The organism is Bartonella rattimassiliensis 15908 (assembly GCF_000278215.1).
Taxonomy (GTDB): Bacteria; Pseudomonadota; Alphaproteobacteria; order Rhizobiales; family Rhizobiaceae; genus Bartonella; species Bartonella rattimassiliensis.
Genome location: NZ_JH725064.1, coordinates 97001 through 113173, shown reverse-complemented (window position 1 = coordinate 113173; position 16173 = coordinate 97001). Strand labels below are relative to the sequence as shown.

The window sequence follows — 16173 nt, the reverse complement described above, 5'->3', positions numbered from 1 at the left end:
ATTTCCAATATGAAATCTAAAAAATAAATAACACTTTAACAAAAGATACTCATGAAACAAGTCGATAAATGTTTGTTGATGGAGGTTGTCCCCAGAGCTTATTTTAGCTATTACTGATCCAGAATACTCCAAAACGTTATCCTATAGCGCTATTCCAAAGTGCTATCAATAACATTTCAATAATGGGCATCACTAATGATGATTTGATGATCCACTCAAAGGAGCAACATATTCGAAATATAAGTTATGTTTAAGATTTCTTAGATACTACCGATAAGGATACCCGTGGCAAAAACTAAAGCACCACCAATGATGACTTGTAAAGAGGCACGCCAAAAAGGGGTGGACATGAATTTGTTCTGGATCCAGACGATGGCTCCTAGTTCGAGAAAAACAATGATAAAAGCAATAACTGTCGCCACGTAAAAAGAATTGATCAAATAGGGAAGGGTATGGCCTAATCCACCTAATGTTGTCATAATGCCGCTGGCAAGACCTCTTTTTAGTGGTGAACCACGCCCCGATAATTTACCATCATCATGGGCCGCTTCTGTGAAACCCATCGAAAGTCCTGCACCAATTGAAGCCGAGAGCCCTATCAAAAAAGTTTGATGTGTTTCTCCCGTGGCAAAAGCTGCCGCAAAAATGGGGGCAAGGGTCGAAACAGATCCATCCATTAAACCTGCAAGACCTGGTTGAATCCAAGTCAAAAGTGTTTGTTTTTGGGTTTTTGAAGGTTTTTTTATCGTGTGATTTTCTGCTGTTGTTTTTGGGAAGAGGGGGCCCCTCTTGCTTTTTATCATAAGAGCAGTTTGATCACAAAACGAATCGATCGTGCGTGTACGCTTATGGCAAGAGAGACATAAAAGTTGCTTGTAATTTTTAAGCTCTTGGATGCCCATAGCGGTAAAAATTGCAGCTTCCTTAGAAGAATAAGGTTCTAAAGCTCTTGCATATTTTAAATAGAGTGCTGCATGCTGTTCCTTTGCTTTGAGCGCTCGAATCATCATTTTTTGTGCTGAATGAAAGAAAAAAGCTTTACGTTTTACAAATGAAAAAAACGATTTTAACATTTTCTGTTCCTTTGCACTTTAGAATAATTCTAAAACATAAGAAAAATAAACCGAAAGTCAATTTAAAAGTTAAAAACTGAAAAATTGCAAAAAGGTTGCGATGAAAAAAATGCTGGGAAGTCAAGAAAAAAATTTATCAAGAAAAAGCGAAGATGAAAGATAAGAAGAATGATGTGTAGAAAGAAATGAGAAACAATGCACTTTATTTTGCTAAAGGCGTTTCAATGAAGCGCTCAAATGTCTTGTGTTGAGAATATATGGAAAAAAATAAGTGGGTACTATCATTCATTTTGTTTGTTCAAAAGACTGTAAAAACTTTTGGAATTTAAGATGCTTCTTTTGAAGAAGCATTTTTATTTCTTTTTTAATCGTTTCTTCACATGTGAATCCTGATACCATACAATTAACGGCAAGGGGGCTATGTTCGGTGGCAGAAAAAAATCATTACATGATAATAGGTACGCTTGTTTTAGAATTTCCAATGTTGTTGTTGATAAAAGTACGCAAAATTCTTTTGTAGAATCACGTGTAAAATCGCATTGTTCTGGCATATTCTCGAGTCTAGGATGGTTCATATATTCTCATCAATCTAGTCTTTATGAATATGATGCAAAGGATGCGTATGAATGTCTGTCAAGATAAACAAGCAAAAGGCCAGTTGTGGTATGGGGGGCTTAGCAAAGTATTTTATAAAAACTAGGCATTTCTCTTTAATCCATTGATAGTATATTTTTAACTTTATGGTGTTGTTTACTTAAAAGAGTTTTTGCTTTTGTTGTTGCTTGTAAATTAAAATTCAATCTTAAGGCAGCTGTATGAGTGAGAGCAAGATCTGGGTTGAGAGCAGGAAGGAGATGGTTTAGTGCTTTGCGGGTTGTATCAGCTTTTATATGCGGAGTAAGCTTATTGCGTATCTCTCTGTTTGCGTAATCTCTGAAATGGGACTACGGCTTAATTTAGGGAGTATATAAAGGTGAAAAAAAGCTTCCATTTTTACCATCATTTTTTGAGTTAGTTTGGTTTTACGGTTTGTAAAAGTCTTTAAAGTGATGTCTTTTAAAGAGTGAAGATGCAGGCATTGCTTTACGCTTTTGTTGTTGATACTCTAGCATGAGATCCATGTTCTTCATGCAAAACAGAACGTCATTGTGTTGCACATTCGCGCGCTTTTTAAAATGCGATTTTTAAAAAAGAGATATGTTTTAAAGCATGGTATATCCATTTCATGACAGCACCTACATACTAAGGTCTACGGCTCTGTTTATGGCAATGCAAAAATCTCTGGTTATTTCGTGATTAGAGGGAATGTCTATGGCAATGCAAGATTAAAAAGAGATAGTGATTTATATTGGGTTCCCATAAATTGTGAGGTTTATGAAAGCGATAACCTTGTAGAAATTATTAAAAATAAAGCAGCGTAAATAACGGCGCGGGGCGTGGCGGCGGCGCCCTCCTTTAAACATCTCATTTTAAAATTTAATCTTCTTATAAAGGAATTGTGCTATGCAAAAAAAGTTTGCACTCACAAATGAAACGCGTGTATTTGGTAATCATACCCTTTATCGCATTAAAGCATTAAAAGACTTTGCTGATGTTAAAGCTGGTGCATTGGGTGGCTTTATTGAAAAGGAAAGCAATCTCTCTCATGATGACAATTGCTGGGTCTATGATGAGGCCATTGTATTTAAAAATGGTCATGTTTATGAAAATGCAAGGGTTTTTGGCAAGGCTATCGTTGCTGGCTGGGTATATGATAATGCCCATGTTTATGGCAAGGCTATTATTTATGATAATGCCTATGTTTATGACAATGCTAGGGTTTATGAAAACGCGCGTATAGCAAATGACGTGCATGTTTTTGAAAATGCTCATATCCATGGCATTGCTGTCATTCGTGAAAATGTCGGTGGGTCTACTAAGATAAAAACCTATATTGAACAGCTTTCTCCTTATGGATCATTAGAGATTATCTGGGTCTAATCAATAAAGCTGTGTAAATGAAAAGGACAGGCGCGGCGGGGGCGCCTGCTTTCAAACCAAATTTTTCCATTCCAAATTTTAGAAAACATTGATCACATTAGATTGTGAGGGTATCCCTATGTGCAAAAAATATGAATTAACCAATCAAATCAAACAAATTAAAGATAGACTGACTAAGCAAATTATAAATCTTTATCGTATTCGTGCTTTAAGAGATTTTGATGATGTTAAGGCTGGCGACTTAGGTGGCTATATCGAAAATGAAAGTAACTTATCTCACTATGGCAATTGCTGGGTCTATGATGAGGCTTGTGCCTATGGCTATGCTCATGTTTCTGATAATGCTAAAGTACGCCATTTGTCTCATGTGCGTGGGCGTATTTATGGGAATGCCGAGGTCTATGGAAAGGCTTTGATCACTCGATATGCTAAAGTTTATGACCATGCTTGTGTTTATGGGAGTGCTCATGTGGCGGGAAACATCTATGGCAAGGCGCATGTCTGTGATCACGCTCGCATTTATAGCAATTCCCATATTTATCAACATGCGCGCGTTTCTAATGATGTTTTTGTTTATGATCATGCTAGGATCTTTGGTCATTCAAAGGTTTCTGGATCTGCTTGTATTTACAGCAGTGCAAAAATTTATGGACAAGCTGCTATCAAAGGCTTTGCAAAAATCTATGGCAAGGTCTATAGCAAGGCCCATGTGAGTGGGCGTGCCGAGATTTACGGCTCTGTTTATGGCAATGCAAAAATCTCTGGTTCTGTCAAGGTGTGGGGGCGTGCTCATGGAAGAGCAAAAATAGATAAACAAAGCAAGGTAAAATCAGTTGCTCAAAATTATGAGGTTTATGAAAGCGATAACGTTGTTAAGATGGATAAATAGCATAAAATAAAAGGGCGTGGGGGGGCGCCTGCTTTTATGGCTATAAACGCATTATAAAACGCATTGCTATAAACATATCATAAAAGAGAGAATTCAAAAAGAAAGCCATGCCACTGATATGACGCGGTTTTCAAATATCTATATGAATCAACCATAATGGAGTAATGAAACCTGTATACAAAACGTATTAATATCGCAAGCGCTCTATTAAAGTCATGAAAACTTATCAAAAGAAACGTAAATGATGCGTATGATTTTTAATCACTCATTTGAATGAGAGAGACTATAAACGCTTTTCGTTGCTATTAAACGTTTCAATATACTGACTTTAAAATTGAGTTGAGTAAATTGAAATAACTTACATTCTAAAATCAAAACCTATAAAACAAATCAAAACGCTTGGTAGGTTTATCAAGACAATAAAAAGAAAATGCCTCTTAAACAAATGTCTTTTTAAAAACGTTCTTTTTATATTTGCAAACGCTGGTTTTCAAAACAATCTCTCATAAGACAATAAACAACTGCTTTTATCAAATGGAAGGTTTTAAAAATTATGATTAACATTCGTTTCAAACGTTTCTTATAAAGATCTCATTTATGTTTCAAACGTTTAAACGTTCATTTAGAAAGGCTTTCATAATAAGCGTATTTTTAACAAAACTTCTTTGCAAATTAATCGTTCTATATTTGGCTAGCAAAATTAAGTAAAATTCCATGCCTCATGACGTTATAACGATTTTGAAGTTTATTTGCTTATGGTTTCGTATTTTTAAGTTGCAACTTTTAAAACATTTTTTGCTCACTTGCATTATCTCATTAAAAGGCTTTTGATTTCATAAGATATAACATTGTGATTTTCATTACCTTTATTTCCTACCCCGGTAAAAAAATACCGTGGTTATAAAATCAATCGTGTCTTTAAATTCTTTATACAATTATGCCATCTTTAAAATGTTCGGTGTTATGACGATGCTGTTAAACAACTCTCTATTTTGCGCTCGCCAATTTTGGCGAACGTTAATTTGCTCTTTTATGTGATTAACAATCCAATTTTTGAAACAAGATGCGATCTTAAACGTATGTTATTGATGATTTCAAACGACTAAATTTTTAACAATGTGATTTGTGCTGTGATAAAAACGTATCATAAGATTTATAAACTGTTATGAATGATATCGGCTTTTCATTTCATTTGAATGCACCCATGCGTTATAATATTTGCATCATGATTTGCTTTTTATGGTCTATTCATAGATGCCAATCTTCTATAAAAAATGGTCAAATGAAACATGCATAAAAATGTGGATTCTGAAGAGGACTCATATAAAATAATTATGATCAACATATTGACTTTATTGTGTTTTTTGATATTATACTGAGTATTATTCTTGATCATTTGTACTGAGATAACTCAGTTGTTGTGTAATCCATTTTGATAAAATTTCTGGAAGATTCATTTCTGAATGAACGAGGTTCTTAGCTTGATTATACCTATGCGTATGAAAATTTTCTCATTTATCAAATATCTTGATTCTATAACGATAAGTTGCAACAGAAATTGTCTATAATTTTAGCTTGCAATTGCGCTATTGCCATAAGAAAAAAACTTCTTGAAAAAATTAACGCTGCTGCAAAATGATTTAATCTTTGAAAGATGAAATAAGATGTAAAGATGCGCGTAAAAAATTAGCCTAGGAGGCGCGTTGTAAAAGCCTTTTCTCAAAGACGTTGATCAATCTTTCAGTTTAGGATGTTTAATTCATGCAGAAAAACTCAGCAAAAATTTAAATAGATATAAAAAATTTCAAAAAATAGGAAAAGAAGTCTTTGCTGGTATGGGAGGAAGGAAATCATAAATATATGAGACAGTAATTTGATTTATATAGATAACTTTTAATTATTCAATGTGAATGAGAGACCTAAATATCTTAAGATTTTCTCAGGGCAAATCTATTTATTTTGAAATAAGCAAAATCTTATCTTAATACATCACTCGTGGGGTGGAGGTGAGGGTGAAAATATGATAAGAAAAATGTTTTTTTATGAACGCTTTTAAGGACTAAGGGTTTTGGCAACATCCAAGAATCAAGAACCAAGAATTAAACAAGAATTAAAAATGTGTGGCTAAGAACTAGAAATGTGTGAATGGAGCGCCAGATTGCTCTTCTTTTTCAAGTGTAAGGAGGAAAGATCAATAGATTTTATATTATGCATGGGCGTTGTCATAAAATGGGGGGAGGTTGGATGTTTTTTTAATAACGTGTGAATTGGCAACATAAGCATATTTGGTTGAGGAAGGGATTATGTAAGGAAACTGCCTTCATGAAAGAGTGCGATAAAAAAAGCGTAAGGTAATAGATAAATCTCTCCTTGTGAAAAGAGATTGCTTGAAAGGTCTTTGAAGGTAATAAAGCTGAATGAAAAGGATGTAAATGGGGAAACTGATTTGTATTTTTAAAACCTCATATGCTTTTCAAAGGAGATTATCGACTGGTTTTAGAGATTATCCCAATAGATAGACCGTAATATTTTCGCTTCTTGGGGGGCGCTATTTAGCGTATGTTGCTCTTAGAGCTTAGCTTTAGAAGAACCAGCAGTGGTGTCGTTAAGGAAGTTTTTGTTCTAAGTGTAAGGCGCTGAATTGATACAGCTACTGGTTTGCGAAGGTTGAAAAAAATACGAAAAAGGAGAGGTTTTCTGCGTTGTTGAGGGAGATTGAAAAATGAAAACTCGTGAGCATAAATGTGTGCTGCTTGGTTGTAAAAGCGCCAGAGATTCTATGTTTACTCTGCTGAAACAAAACCTCTTGGAGCATGGCTTTATGATTTTGAGAAGGAGTATTGTGCTTTGGTTTGTTCAAGCTGAGATTTAGGGGGACAAAAGCAGAAGTGTATGAGCTTGTGTTTTTAAGTTATAGCTTTTTATGGGCTGAAAGAATCCCTTTTGAAGCAATATAAAAACTCATGAGTGTGAAAAGTAGGCTGGCAATAACATTCCAACCAGCAAACGAGAGAAAAAGAAAACGCATGGATGCTTCAGAACAAGAAGGTGGATAAATGTTGTTTAATTGGTTAAGCAGTTGGTTAACGTTTGAGGTTTTTTTCATTGTATTTGAACCACAACTAAGGGGAGCTGTCCAAAAGTTATATTCAATACCTGCATGATAAATGGCTAAAACAAGACTGATGCTCATTAAGACGAAGACACATAAAAATAAAAGTTGTATCCAAGAAGACAGGCGAAAAAAACATGCCCCAAAACCTGCTAAAAGCAAAAATGGTATGGATCCGTAATAGGGAAAACGTTCTATGAGACATAAATCGCAAGGAAGATATCCGCCAAAATGTTCAAAAATAAGAGCGAGACCTATTGTAGACGACAAGCAAAATGCGAGAAAAAAAGCCCATAATCCTTGTTCTTTTCTGCTGGGTTCAAGGTGAAAATGTTTGTTTAAAAGAGGGTAAGAAGACAAAACGCAAGTCATTGAGTCGTTCCTTATAAAAGCTGTTTGTTTAAAAAAGCCATGAAAATCCCATAAATAAAAAGGAGACTAACACAACCAGTGAGAACAATCCATTTGAAATGCTGTGCAAGAAAATTCATTGCTTTTTGACCAAAATGTTTAATAAGCCACGCTAGAAAATAAAAACGAGCTCCTCGAGAAAAAATACAAATAAGAATGAAAAGTTCAAGACGCACACTCATGACACCAGCCAAAATTGTCATAATCTTTATGGGTGGGAGATGTAAAAAACCCGATGTTATCAGTAAAATGATGAGAAGTTGAAGGGTCGCAGTATTTTTCAGAGATTCAAAACTTTCAATTTTACCGTAAAATTCTAAAATGGGTTTAGCAAGAGTGTCATAGGCAAAATGTCCTATAAACCAACCGGCAATGCCTCCTAAAACAGAACAAAGAGTTGCAAGAAAAGCATAGCGATAAACCCGCTTGGGATGGATAAGGAGCATTGGAATATATAAAACATCTATGGGAATTGGAAAAACAGAACTTTCAATAAAGGCAACGAAACCAAGCCAATGTGGTGCTGTACGCCGATTTGCTAAAGAAATCGTCCAAAGCTTTAATTTGTTTAAAATCATGAGGCTTTTTATAAATTTAAGAGGTAAAAACTTTACAAATGAGGATTCTATAAATCCAGTAGAAAAAATACTCCATAAAACAGATAAGAAAATGATATGAATTCTTAAAAAATGAGAAGTCTGATGTTGACGAATCTATTCTTCTTCATATAGTGCAAAAGGGTAATCGGCAAGTTTGTCTTTTATAGAAATGTGCGGGTGTGGTGGAACTGGTAGACGCGCCAGACTCAAAATCTGGTTCCGAGAGGAGTGTCGGTTCGAGTCCGACCACCCGCACCACTTATAGATTTTCTGCAATATCATTTAATGTCTTTATTTATCTTGTTATTATAACTATTTGTTTTTATTTAATTAGTTATATTTTGTGTACGATCTGATATCAGATAGATAAAGCAAGAGATAAATGGGTAGAATTCGCAACAAAGCAGTTTATAAACATGCAAGAGGCATTAAAAGAAGCTCAATGCCTATATAGACGGTACAATCTTCATGCTGCGTTACAGTACCTCGTTATAGAAGATCAAATGTTGACACACCTTGTGAATTCGTTGCGCATTGTTCTTAATGCTCTTCATAAACATTTTGATCGTTAAATAATAATTTTTATTTCGGCTTCATCATATTGTATATCGTTTGTAAGTCTCTGCAAAACATAGCTGTTTTTTTATACCTCTCCCATTATCGATTCTCATACTAGATATTAAATCAATAATTTGTGTTTTGGGGTTAATGCCATTGCCACTCGAAGTACTAAGAAATTTTTTTGCGTAATAAATCATTGGATCTGTACTGCTCATGGACATGTTGTATGCCCATATAAAATTTTTTCATTCCAATTGTGTTCATAGCGTAAAGTATTTATTACACTGGGTAGCATTGCCCATGGCATTTCCTTGTTATACTCACCACGCAATAAATTCATAAAGCGTCCACATAAAACAACGAGTATGTGACGATGCCATACAGTGTCAAATTTGGAAGTTATATTCTGATAGCCATTATTGTACGCAAATTGGATTGCTTGGTTTTGCTTATCAAAATGCGAAAAGCCGTCATACTCTTTACTTACGTACTTCTCGTAAATTTGATTATATTGCTCTATAGTATCAACACGTGTAAATATACGCGTAAACCCAAATGACATTGATGTAGATAACATTGATATAGAAAAAAAGGCTATAAATATTAGAATGCGTGTTATGAAAAGTGATTTCATTATTTAATCCTTTTAAAATTATAATAATTAACACTCCTTAATCAATCCTCTTTGAAATTATCAATATGTGTTATTTTGTGGTGATAAAGTGTAGCAAATCGCATTTAATAACCTTGCCGTATTTGGGCGTATTATATCTAATGAGGGTAAAGTGTAGTAGAAAATCCCCGAAAATGCGGGGTTTTTTATTATCGGGGAGGGTGTATTTTATGACATCACAAAATACAGTATAGTCTTTAATATTGCGCTACAGTACCTCGTTGTAGAAGATAAAATGCTACCACATCTTGTGAATTTATTACGCGCTATCCTTAATATGCTTCAGAAGCACTTTTTAACAAATCATTATGATTCGTTAAAAAAGATATTTACCAATTTGCATACCAAGGTATTAAAATAACAAGTGATGCTGTCATTATCGCAAATAAGTATGCAGAAATCTTTAATTTAAAACGCCAAAGTAAATTAATTGGGACAGACATGACGGTGATTATTATAAATCCTGTTATGAACCATTCTACTATCATCGCTTTATTTAGATTAAAATTAAGTTCCTCTAACCTACAAATTCCAGCGTATAATATTGGTGCACCAACATATAGTATTAAAGCAATGGCAAAGAAAGCTATTTTTTTTAAAGGTGATATTAAACCTATATTATCTTGACTTTTACTACTTGTAAAAGTTTTATGATTATCTTTAAAAGTTTCATGGTAGAACTGATTGTAAGCCGCTCTCTTTTCAGGATTTTTAAGAACTTCATAAGCTTCGCAAATTTTTTTGAATTTTTGTTCAGCTTCTTTACTAGAATTATGATCAGGATGGTATTGCATAGCTAACTTACGAAAAGCAGATTTTAATTGTTTATCATTGCATTCGCAGTTCACACCAAGAATTTCATAATAATCATCTTCATTTATTGTCATTACATACTACCATATGTGTATTATTGCTATTTCTACATTACAGTTTAACTGATCCCCTTTGAATATATCAATATGTATTTTTTTGTGTTGGCAAAGTGTAGTAAATCGTATTTAATAATTTTACTGTTGGACTTGTGTGCATTGTGTCTAATGAGGGCAATGTAAAGTCGAAAATTCCCGCAGATGTAGGGGGGTATTATCGGGAGTATGTATTTTATGACATTACAAAATACAGAACAAACTCCTCAACTTAGAAAAGTGGATACCATAAAAGGCGGGTTAAAGATGTGCCTAATAAGATGACGCATTATACATAAAAATAAAATCGACAGATTGCATGAAGGTATTTTATAAGAATCCATACTTTATGTATGTGTCATTTGACTATTTTTTATACAGGATTGCCATGTATGAATAGACCATAAAAAGCAAATCATGATGCAAATATTATAACGCATGTAAACGTTCAAATGAAATGAAAAGCAGATATCATTCATAACAGGTCATAAATTTTATGATACGTTTTTATTTACTCATAGCACAAATCGCATTGTTTAAAATTTAGTCGTTTGAAATTATCGATAACATAAATTGCATGCGTTTAAAGAACACGTCTTGTTTTAAAGGTTGGCTTGTTAATCACATGATAAAAACATAAAATTATAGTTCTCAAAATTGAGAAGCGTAAAATCTAAAAATGCGATAGGTAGGCATTATAAGATACTATCATCACAATTTATACAAGGAAATTATAAGAGTAATCAGTAGCTAAATCCCTCTCGATAAGAAGCTGCTCTGTTGATAGATCAGTGTGGGGCGGGGGAATCTTTATCCTTTAAAGCTAGGAAGGGAGCCAATTCTCGTTCCTCTATAAAGCACAAACGCAGGGCTTTTTAAATAATGAATGTGTAAACTTGAAATGAAAAAATAGAGCTGTAGGAGGAGAAAACTTAAAAAAAAGAAATTATTATAAATCTAAACGTTGTATTTTTGTCAGCATATGTTCAAAATACAGTCACGTTTCCTCTCATAATAAGAATATTTCACACATGCGAGAGAAAAAATTTTACACCAAGAATGAAATTTATCAATGATGCTAGATCCACCAAGGTGAAGTAGAGTATTTTACTAATACAAAAAAACTGTCATAAAAGGAAAAATACTTATACAATCAAATCCACATACAAAAAACGGGCCCATAAGACCCGTTTCTTTATTATTTTCATGAAAGGAAAAGATCTTAGAAATCCATTCCGCCCATTCCGCCCATTCCACCAGCAGGCATTGGAGGCATTGGAGTATCTTTCTTTGGTACTTCAGCAACCATTGCTTCTGTTGTAATAAGAAGGCTGGCAATTGAAGCAGCATTCTGAAGAGCAGAACGTACCACCTTCACAGGATCAACAATTCCCAAAGCAATCAAATCACCAAATTCACCGGTTGCGGTATTGTACCCGAAAGTATCAGCGTTATTTTCTAGCACTTTGCCCACAATAATAGCCGCTTCTTCACCAGCATTGGTTGCGATTTGACGTGCTGGAGCTTGTAGAGCACGACGAACGATATTAATTCCCGCTTCTTGGTCAGGGTTAATCCCTTTCACGGTCAATGCACTTGCTGCACGCAACAATGCGGTTCCACCCCCAGCAACGATACCTTCTTCAACAGCGGCACGTGTTGCATTCAAAGCATCATCCACACGATCTTTCTTTTCTTTCACTTCAACTTCTGTTGCCCCACCCACACGGATAACGGCCACACCACCAGCGAGTTTAGCAAGTCTTTCTTGCAATTTTTCGCGATCATAGTCAGAAGTTGTTTCTTCAATCTGAGCCTTAATCTGATTGACGCGTGCTGCAATTTCAGATTTTTGTCCAGCACCATCGATAATTGTGGTATTTTCTTTAGAAATATTCACTTTTTTGGCACGTCCAAGCATATCTAAAGTGACATTTTCAAGTTTAATGCCCACATCTTCAGAAATAACCTGGCCGGATGTCAAGATAGCGATATCTTCAAGCATTGCTTTACGGCGATCACCAAATCCTGGTGCTTTTACAGCAGCAATTTTCAAACCACCACGCAGTTTGTTAACCACAAGCGTTGCCAAAGCTTCACCTTCGACATCTTCAGCAATAATAAGAAGTGGTTTTCCAGACTGCACAACCGCCTCTAATACTGGAAGTAAGGATTGCAAATTGGACAGTTTCTTTTCATGGATGAGAATGTAAGGATCATCAAGATCAGCGACCATTTTCTCAGCATTTGTGACAAAATAAGGGGAAAGATAGCCACGGTCAAATTGCATTCCTTCCACAACTTCCAATTCTGTTTCAGCGGTTTTAGCTTCTTCAACGGTAATGACGCCTTCATTTCCCACTTTTTCCATTGCATCAGCGATCATTTTACCAACTTCAACCGCACCATTGGCAGAAATTGTTCCTACTTGTGCGATTTCCGCTGAAGTCTGAATTTTTTTTGCTTTTTGGAAAAGATTAGCGACTACCTCATCAACAGCAGCATCAATTCCACGTTTTAAATCCATCGGGTTCATGCCTGCAGCAACGGCTTTGATGCCTTCTTGCACGATAGCGTGGCCCAAGACAGTTGCTGTTGTTGTTCCATCACCAGCAATATCATTGGTTTTAGAAGCAACTTCGCGCAACATTTGCGCTCCCATATTTTCGAACTTATCTTCCAGTTCTATTTCCTTTGCGACGGATACCCCATCTTTTGTGATGCGCGGTGCACCGAATGATTTATCAATCACTACATTGCGACCTTTAGGGCCGAGTGTCACCTTTACAGCATTAGCAAGGATGTCGACACCGCGCAACAAACGCTCACGCGCGTCACGACCAAATTTGACTTCTTTAGCAGCCATTTAATTTCTCCTTGAAGTTTTTTTCCTAATAGTACACAATGAAAATTGAGCGTTTTAATTAGCCCATAATTCCCATAATGTCAGATTCTTTCATAATTAAGAGGTCTTCCCCATTAATCTTGACTTCAGTTCCCGACCATTTTCCAAATAAAATACGGTCTCCTGTTTTTACTTCTAAAGGCACACGCTGTCCGTTATTATCGAGAGCGCCATTGCCCACAGCAATCACTTCCCCTTCTTGAGGTTTTTCTTTTGCTGTATCAGGGATGATAATTCCCCCAGCCGTTTTATTTTCAGATTCAACCCGACGGACAACGACACGATCGTGAAGCGGGCGGAATTGTATATTAGCCATGTTTTAAATCCTTAAAACTGAACATAATTGCATTAATCTTAAAAGCTCTTGCTAGCACTCTACAATTATGAGTGCTAACACCGTCTAAGATATAAAATCGGTTTTTCTCAATGTCAAGAATAGCTGTAAAATAATTTTTCTAATGAAGCTTCAAAGTCTTGCCTCTTCTTGCTATTTTGCGTTATTTAGCTTTTTACGAACCTGTTAACAAATCAAAGGATCTTACTTATGGTTGAAACACGTCAGGAAACAGATAGCTTTGGAACGATTTCGGTCCGTAAAGATCGTTATTGGGGGGCACAAACTGAACGTTCACTGCATAATTTTAATATTGGCAGCGAAAAGCAGCCTCTTACCATTATTCACGCTTTAAGCCTTGTCAAAAAAGCTGCCGCACTTGTAAATATGGACAAAGGTAAACTTTCTCCTAAGATTGGCAAAGCAATCGTTACAGCCGCAGATGAAGTTCTCTCCGGAGCCTTTGATACGCACTTTCCCCTTTCTGTTTGGCAGACAGGTTCAGGTACGCAAAGCAATATGAATGTCAACGAAGTGATTGCAAACCATGCCAGTATGCTTTTAGGTGGCAAACTGGGCAGCAAAAAACCTGTTCATCCTAATGACCATGTCAATATGAGCCAATCATCGAATGATTCTTTCCCCACAGCACTTCATATTGCAACCACCTTGCAAACGCGCCAACATCTCTTTCCCATTCTTGAAGCGCTTATTACCACTTTAAGAAAAAAAGAAGAAGAGTTTGCCGACATCATCAAAATTGGACGAACCCATACGCAAGATGCAACGCCATTAACCCTTGCACAAGAGTTTTCAGGTTATCGCGTAGCCCTTGAATCCAATCTTCATCGCATTGAAGCGGCGCTTACCGATGTCCAAATGCTTGCTCAAGGTGGAACAGCTGTCGGAACAGGACTCAATGCCCCGAAAGGTTTTGACGTTGCCTTTGCAGAAACGATCAGTTCACTCACAGGGATTCCCTTTAAGACGGCTCGTAATAAATTTGAAGCTCTCGCCCATCATGGGGCGCTTGCCCATTTTCACGGTAGCCTGAATGCATTAGCTGCAGATCTCTTTAAAATTGCAAATGACATTCGGTTTTTAGGCTCTGGTCCACGTTCTGGCTTAGGAGAACTAAACTTACCTGAAAATGAACCTGGATCATCTATCATGCCTGGTAAGGTTAACCCCACCCAATGTGAAGCTATGACGATGGTTTCTTGCCAAGTCTTTGGAAATCATACCAGCGTAACATTTGCGGCCAGCCAAGGACATTTTGAACTCAACGTTTATAAACCTGTTATTGGTTATAACGTTTTACAATCAATTACGCTTCTTGGTGATTGCATGCGCTCTTTTGATATGCATTGCATTCAAGGATTACGCGCCAATCGGGTTCATATTCACTCACTCATGGAACGCTCTCTTATGTTAGTCACAGCTCTTGCACCAGAAATTGGCTATGAAAAAGCTGCTGAAATTGCCAAAGCAGCGCATAAAAATGATACAACTTTGCGCGCCGAAGCATTAAAGGCAGGCGTTTCCGGAGATGATTATGATCGCCTGGTTGATCCCAAAAAGATGATTTCTTCCCAATAAAAAAACCAATTATACTTTATACAAAATAAAAAAATCTTCGTCATTACAGACGAAGATTTGAAATAAAATAAAGAAAAAACAAACTTCCTTAAACAGGTCCTTCTATCACAACGTTGAAGTGCAAGTGCCACGCTAATTATGATTATCCACAGCAGTTATTTTAAGTCCTCGCCGACATTCAATCTCTCACTCACACCCGGGCTTTTTCCACATTCTAGCTCTTCTCCAACTATTGCAAAAATCTTTGACATCAGAGATCGTTTATGAAAAATACTTTTAGCTCTTTCTTGTAGAGTTTTTCTCCATATGATTCTTCCCACTTGTGAGGCTCAAGCAAATGGTTTTTTTGATTCAACATGAAACAAACTTGAAACGAGAGAATCTTAAGATGTGCAGGATTCTATTTTAAGTGATGTAACAATAACCTATAGTTACAAATCAATAATTTATAGACTAATTTGCACAAGAAAGAACAATTGCTGAACCAAGCCTAAAGACACCAAAATATTTTGATGTTACCTTTGCTGAAACAAACAGTTTACTCACATGAATATCCTTTAAGAATAATCGCAATAAATTTGAAGCTTCCATCATAGCCATCTCGTCTATTACTATTATCACAAAAGTTTGAATATATTAGCCGTTGATCTCTTTAAAATGACCTTCGGTTTTTAGGCTCTACTCTAATATTCCAGCTTAAGCGAACGAGAAGGATAATTTACCGTTTTACATGGTGTATGAAAAACCTCATGATCGTAAAATTTTGCAACTTCAGCCCTTCTTATTTTTTGCATTACGTTGAAACAATAACTATTTGCTTGAGCATCACAAGCAACAGGAGCGTATAGATAAAAAATGATTGCAAAAAGAAATAACGTATCCCTTATCTGCAACGTCAAGGATAATCATCATATTAGAAATTAGCAAAGAATATGATGTTGTTAACAAGCATATTTAAACTATCAATTTAATATTAAATATAAATATATCAATCATAGTGGATTTTATATATGTAAAATAAACAATAAAAAGTATTTTTATAGAGGTGAAATAACGTTTTTTAAACGAATTAAAAGCCTATTCTCTATAGCATAATATTTTCTAAAATATAGAAATCTATCAAAAAATTGGA

9 protein-coding genes, 1 tRNA gene and 3 pseudogenes are annotated in these 16173 nt (G+C 35.6%); 6 read left to right on the top strand and 7 right to left on the bottom strand.

Features of this window, described 5'->3' with window-relative positions; genetic code table 11:
* Positions 1-260: 260 nt before the first annotated feature.
* Positions 261-1073: a VIT1/CCC1 transporter family protein gene (locus tag MCY_RS00435; RefSeq protein WP_007346394.1), complete on the bottom strand. Its 813-nt coding sequence runs from the start codon at positions 1071-1073 to the stop codon at positions 261-263.
* 1238 nt (positions 1074-2311) lie between these two features.
* On the opposite strand from MCY_RS00435, the pseudogene MCY_RS09810 reads away from it, so the two are divergent.
* The 3 genes and pseudogenes from MCY_RS09810 to MCY_RS00425 form a co-directional block, all read left to right on the top strand.
* Positions 2312-2494, top strand: a pseudogene (locus tag MCY_RS09810) (hypothetical protein); the annotation flags it as partial.
* A gap of 82 nt (positions 2495-2576) precedes the next feature.
* Entirely contained in the window at positions 2577-3053 is a 477-nt protein-coding gene (locus MCY_RS00430) for a hypothetical protein (RefSeq protein ID WP_007346392.1), read from the top strand.
* A gap of 118 nt (positions 3054-3171) precedes the next feature.
* Positions 3172-3942: a hypothetical protein gene (locus MCY_RS00425; RefSeq protein ID WP_007346391.1), complete on the top strand. Its 771-nt coding sequence runs from the start codon at positions 3172-3174 to the stop codon at positions 3940-3942.
* 2911 nt (positions 3943-6853) lie between these two features.
* On the opposite strand, the gene MCY_RS00420 is transcribed toward MCY_RS00425, so the two are convergent.
* Together MCY_RS00420 and MCY_RS00415 are read right to left on the bottom strand one after the other, a co-directional pair.
* Complete coding sequence (locus MCY_RS00420; RefSeq protein WP_007346390.1) at positions 6854-7426, bottom strand: disulfide bond formation protein B; 573 nt, start codon at positions 7424-7426, stop codon at positions 6854-6856.
* Between the two features lie 11 nt (positions 7427-7437).
* Positions 7438-8043 (bottom strand): YqaA family protein, encoded by a 606-nt coding sequence (locus tag MCY_RS00415; RefSeq protein WP_007346389.1) that lies wholly within the window; start codon positions 8041-8043, stop codon positions 7438-7440.
* 194 nt (positions 8044-8237) lie between these two features.
* Between MCY_RS00415 and MCY_RS00410 the strand changes: the two genes are divergently transcribed.
* Together MCY_RS00410 and MCY_RS09805 are read left to right on the top strand one after the other, a co-directional pair.
* Positions 8238-8322: transfer RNA gene (locus MCY_RS00410), tRNA-Leu, on the top strand.
* 107 nt (positions 8323-8429) lie between these two features.
* A pseudogene (locus MCY_RS09805) lies at positions 8430-8636 on the top strand (hypothetical protein); the annotation flags it as partial.
* Between the two features lie 200 nt (positions 8637-8836).
* Here the strand turns inward: MCY_RS09805 and MCY_RS00405 are convergent.
* From MCY_RS00405 to groES, 4 genes and pseudogenes are all read right to left on the bottom strand, one after another.
* On the bottom strand, positions 8837-9259 hold the full coding sequence (locus tag MCY_RS00405) for a hypothetical protein (protein WP_007346386.1): 423 nt from the start codon (positions 9257-9259) through the stop codon (positions 8837-8839).
* A 692-nt stretch (positions 9260-9951) separates the two neighbouring features.
* Positions 9952-10185 (bottom strand): annotated as a pseudogene (locus tag MCY_RS09800) (DnaJ domain-containing protein); the annotation flags it as partial.
* A 1240-nt stretch (positions 10186-11425) separates the two neighbouring features.
* The gene (gene groL / locus MCY_RS00395; protein ID WP_007346384.1) at positions 11426-13069 is read right to left on the bottom strand and encodes a chaperonin GroEL; all 1644 of its coding nucleotides are present in this window, start codon (positions 13067-13069) and stop codon (positions 11426-11428) included.
* A gap of 58 nt (positions 13070-13127) precedes the next feature.
* Positions 13128-13424 (bottom strand): co-chaperone GroES, encoded by a 297-nt coding sequence (gene groES / locus MCY_RS00390; RefSeq protein ID WP_007346383.1) that lies wholly within the window; start codon positions 13422-13424, stop codon positions 13128-13130.
* Positions 13425-13652: 228 nt separating this feature from the next.
* Here groES and fumC point away from each other — a divergent pair, with 228 nt between their 5' ends.
* Entirely contained in the window at positions 13653-15041 is a 1389-nt protein-coding gene (fumC, locus tag MCY_RS00385; protein WP_007346382.1) for a class II fumarate hydratase, read from the top strand.
* Positions 15042-16173 lie beyond the last annotated feature (1132 nt).

Coding starts and splice junctions, on each gene's coding strand:
- MCY_RS00435 (WP_007346394.1), bottom strand. CDS start 1,073: ATGTTAAAATCGTTTTTTTCATTTGTAAAACGTAAAGCTTTTTTCTTT.
- MCY_RS00430 (WP_007346392.1), top strand. CDS start 2,577: ATGCAAAAAAAGTTTGCACTCACAAATGAAACGCGTGTATTTGGTAAT.
- MCY_RS00425 (WP_007346391.1), top strand. CDS start 3,172: ATGTGCAAAAAATATGAATTAACCAATCAAATCAAACAAATTAAAGAT.
- MCY_RS00420 (WP_007346390.1), bottom strand. CDS start 7,426: ATGACTTGCGTTTTGTCTTCTTACCCTCTTTTAAACAAACATTTTCAC.
- MCY_RS00415 (WP_007346389.1), bottom strand. CDS start 8,043: ATGATTTTAAACAAATTAAAGCTTTGGACGATTTCTTTAGCAAATCGG.
- MCY_RS00405 (WP_007346386.1), bottom strand. CDS start 9,259: ATGAAATCACTTTTCATAACACGCATTCTAATATTTATAGCCTTTTTT.
- groL (WP_007346384.1), bottom strand. CDS start 13,069: ATGGCTGCTAAAGAAGTCAAATTTGGTCGTGACGCGCGTGAGCGTTTG.
- groES (WP_007346383.1), bottom strand. CDS start 13,424: ATGGCTAATATACAATTCCGCCCGCTTCACGATCGTGTCGTTGTCCGT.
- fumC (WP_007346382.1), top strand. CDS start 13,653: ATGGTTGAAACACGTCAGGAAACAGATAGCTTTGGAACGATTTCGGTC.